4 protein-coding genes are annotated in these 3,653 nt (G+C 62.0%); 1 reads left to right on the top strand and 3 read right to left on the bottom strand.

What is annotated here, in order from left to right; genetic code table 11:
• The 3 genes from EOA29_RS28905 to EOA29_RS28895 all read right to left on the bottom strand — a co-directional run.
• Window positions 1-908 (bottom strand): Clp protease N-terminal domain-containing protein (locus tag EOA29_RS28905; RefSeq protein ID WP_127221948.1); only part of this gene is annotated, 908 nt, incomplete at its 3' end.
• 6 nt (window positions 909-914) lie between these two features.
• Entirely contained in the window at window positions 915-1,241 is a 327-nt protein-coding gene (gene clpS, locus EOA29_RS28900) for an ATP-dependent Clp protease adapter ClpS (RefSeq protein ID WP_040972327.1), read from the bottom strand.
• A 278-nt stretch (window positions 1,242-1,519) separates the two neighbouring features.
• Window positions 1,520-1,849 (bottom strand): phasin family protein, encoded by a 330-nt coding sequence (locus tag EOA29_RS28895; RefSeq protein ID WP_126093868.1) that lies wholly within the window; start codon window positions 1,847-1,849, stop codon window positions 1,520-1,522.
• A 287-nt stretch (window positions 1,850-2,136) separates the two neighbouring features.
• Here EOA29_RS28895 and EOA29_RS28890 point away from each other — a divergent pair, with 287 nt between their 5' ends.
• The gene (locus EOA29_RS28890) at window positions 2,137-3,591 is read left to right on the top strand and encodes a D-alanyl-D-alanine carboxypeptidase (RefSeq protein ID WP_126093867.1); all 1,455 of its coding nucleotides are present in this window, start codon (window positions 2,137-2,139) and stop codon (window positions 3,589-3,591) included.
• Window positions 3,592-3,653 lie beyond the last annotated feature (62 nt).

The following is a 3,653-nucleotide window of genomic DNA, read 5'->3' as shown; positions in this document are numbered from 1 at the left end:
GTGTGGATCTCGTCGATGAACAACACCGCGCCGGGATAGTCCTCGAGCTCCTTGACGACCTGCTTCAGCCGCTCCTCGAAGTCGCCGCGATAGCGGGTGCCGGCGAGCAGCGTGCCCATGTCGAGCGCGAAGATGGTGGCGTCCTGCAGCACCTCGGGCACGTCGCCCTCGACGATGCGCTTGGCAAGGCCCTCGGCGATCGCCGTCTTGCCGACGCCGGGGTCGCCGACATAGAGCGGGTTGTTCTTGGAGCGGCGGCACAGCACCTGAATGGTGCGGTTGATCTCGCTCTCGCGGCCGATCAGCGGATCGATCTTGCCGGCCTTGGCCTTGTTGTTGAGGTTGATGCAATAGGCCGTCAGCGCGTCCTGCGGCTTCTTCTTGCCGCCGTCCTCCTGCGGCTCGGCGCCGTTCTGGCCGCCCTGTTCGTCCTCCGCGCCACGCGGCGTGCGCGACTCCGAGGCGCCGGGGCGCTTGGCGATGCCGTGCGAGATGTAGTTGACCGCGTCGTAGCGGGTCATCTGCTGTTCCTGCAGGAAATAGGCGGCGTGGCTCTCGCGCTCGGCGAAGATGGCGACGAGCACATTGGCGCCGGACACTTCCTCGCGGCCGGACGACTGCACATGGATGACGGCGCGCTGGATGACGCGCTGGAACCCGGCGGTCGGCTTGGAATCCTCGTCGTAACCGGTGACGAGATTGTCGAGCTCGGTATCGATATAGGTGAGAACGGTGTGCTTCAGCTCGTCGAGATCGACGTTGCAGGCGCGCATCACGGCGGCCGCCTCGGTATCGTCGATAAGCGCAAGCAGCAAGTGTTCGAGCGTCGCATATTCATGATGCCGCTCGTTGGCGAATGTCAGCGCCTGATGTAGCGCCTTTTCCAGGCCTTGGGAGAAAGCCGGCATGTTACCTCACTTCTTCTCCATCACGCATTGCAGCGGATGCTGATTCTGTCGGGCGAAATCCATGACCTGAGACACCTTGGTCTCGGCCACCTCGAATGTGTAGACCCCGCACTCGCCCACTCCATGATTGTGAACATGCAGCATGATGCGTGTGGCGGCCTCGCGGTCCTTCTGGAAAAAACGCTCCAGGACGTGAACCACGAACTCCATGGGAGTGTAGTCGTCGTTAAGGATGAGGACCCTGTAGAGGCTGGGCTTCTTGGTCTTGGTTTTGGTGCGCGTGATGACGGCTGTGCCGCGACCGGGATCGTTGCGGTCGCCGTCACTTTGCATTCGCACCACGCCTGCCGTGGCAGTCAAACCGATCGTCACGTAGTCCTGCCTTTTCGAATCCTCATGCGAGTTCAACATGTAGGTCTTCGATGGCCGATTTTAAGCCCTTCTGTTTAGCTGACAATATGGCTAGGTGGGCAAACTTCAGCGATTTTCTCAATCGTGAATGCGGCAGGGCTCAGGCAGTTGCAGTCACGCATAAAAAAAACCCGGCCGCGCTTCCGCGACCGGGTCCTTTTGGCAGGCCGGTTGGCCTAATCGGGTATGATCGGGCGAAATTACTTCGCCTTGGCGACGACCGATTCGAACGGCTTGTAGGCTTCCTTGGCGAGCTCGGCATAGAGATTGCCGATCTTGCTGGCCTCGGCCACGAAGCTCTCGTAGCTCTGCTTGGCGTAGTCGGTCTGGATCTCGATGGCCTTCTCGATCGACTTGGCCGAGAACAGTTTCTCGACGGCGGCGCTGCCGGCCTCGAAGCTCTTCTTGGTGTATTCGCCGGCCTCGGTGGCGATTGCCTGCGCGCCCTTGGTGAGCGAGGCAAAGCTCTTCAGTCCGTTGTCGGCAAACTCCTTGCCGTATTTCGTGAAGTCCTCATAGGTCTGGGTCATTTCACACTTCCCTTGGTTGAAACGCCCATTTGCCCCGGGCGCCCTTGTGCAATGCACCTCAATATATTGTGCATTGCACAAAAGTCAAGATTCCCTTGATCCGCAAGGGGCCCGAAGCGCAGCAACCGCTAAAATTCGAATAAACAGAGGCTCAAATCGCCAGAAAATGGTGAACGCGGCGGTTACCATAAACGGATTGGTAACGCTGGCCGCGATAGCTTGGCCGGAAGCGAGGCAGGCACTCCCTCTGCCGCCTCCGGGGCAACGAAAATTCAGGGTAAGCAGCGGTGCGTCAGGCATTGTCGGGGTTCGTCTCCAAATCTTCATTCTCCATCAAGGCAGTCATGATCGCCGCGCTTGCGGTGACGATCGTCGCCGCCGATGCCGCATCGGCTCTTGCCGCAAAGTCCGCGGCCATCGTCGTCGACGCCAAGACCGGCAAGGTGCTCTATTCGGCCGACGCCAACGGCCGGCGCTATCCGGCTTCGCTCACCAAGATGATGACGCTCTACCTCACCTTCGAAGCACTGGCGAAGGGCAGGATCAGCAAGAACACGCCGGTGCCGTACTCGGCGCATGCCGCGTCCGAGCCGCCGACCAAGCTCGGCGTGCGCGCCGGCGGCTCGGTTCCGGTCGAGACGGCGATCCTGTCGATGGTGACCAAGTCGGCCAACGACTCGGCGACCGCTCTGGGCGAACTCTTGGGCGGCAGCGAAGACAATTTCGCCCGCATGATGACGGCCAAGGCACGCCAGCTCGGCATGAACGGCACCGTCTTCCGCAACGCCAACGGCCTGCCCGACCCCGGTCAGTTCACCACGGCGCACGACATGGCGATGCTGGGCATCGCGCTCAGGGAGCACTTCCCGCAGTATTACGGCTATTTCTCGCAGCGCTCGTTCCTCTACGGCCGCCAGCGCATCAACGGCCACAACCGCCTGCTCGGCCGCATCAAGGGCGTGGACGGGATCAAGACGGGTTACACGCGCGCTTCCGGTTACAACCTGGTCTCCTCCGTTGCCGACGGCGATCGCCGCCTCGTCGCCGTGGTAATGGGTGGCGCTTCCGGCCGCAGCCGCGACAACCAGATGGCCTCGCTGATCAACACCTATCTGCCGCGCACCTCGACCCGCGGCGGCGGCAATCTGATCGCCAAGGCGGGTGGCGACAATCCGATCAAGGCTTTGGCCAAGGTCTTCCTGCCGAGGCATGACGCGCCGACCCCGGATGAAAAGCCGGCTGTCGAAGACACCGAAGTCGCGTCGGCCGACGACAATGCGCCGGCCGCCGAGGAAACCAGGCCAGTGATCCAGGTCAGGAAGGTGAAGACGGTTGCCGTGGCAGCCATGGCTCCGGCACCCGTGCCCCAGGAAACCAAATCGCAGACCGAAACCCCATCACAGACCGAAAGCACATCGCAGACCGTCGCCGCCTACGCCGAACCGGCGCCCGCGGCCGCGCCAGCCGTCGATCCGGTCAAGACTTCGTCCGTGCCGTCGGGATGGGTGGTGCAGGTCGCCTCCTCGCCGACGCAGTCAGGGGCTCAGGCCCTGCTGAACAAGACAAGCAAGCAGGCGCCGAAGATCCTGGCGGATGCCTCGGGCTTCACGGTCGCGTTCGACAAGGATGGCGTCACCTACTACCGCGCCCGTTTCGGCGGGTTCGGCTCGAAGGACGCAGCCTGGAAGGCCTGCGATGCCCTGAAGCGAAAGAAGATCTCGTGCTACGCCGTCCAGCAATAGGCGGCTTTTGAAACTCCTGGAAAGTTCAGCGTCGAAGGAGACTAGTCGTGATTGGAGAGCAA

This window comes from Mesorhizobium sp. M1E.F.Ca.ET.063.01.1.1 (genome assembly GCF_003998155.1).
Lineage (GTDB): Bacteria > Pseudomonadota > Alphaproteobacteria > Rhizobiales > Rhizobiaceae > Mesorhizobium.
This window is presented reverse-complemented; position numbering and strand designations above follow the sequence as displayed.

What these genes read in the sequence shown, in the direction of transcription:
- clpS (WP_040972327.1), bottom strand. Translation starts at nt 1,241, where the DNA reads ATGCAAAGTGACGGCGACCGCAACGATCCCGGTCGCGGCACAGCCGTC.
- EOA29_RS28895 (WP_126093868.1), bottom strand. Translation starts at nt 1,849, where the DNA reads ATGACCCAGACCTATGAGGACTTCACGAAATACGGCAAGGAGTTTGCC.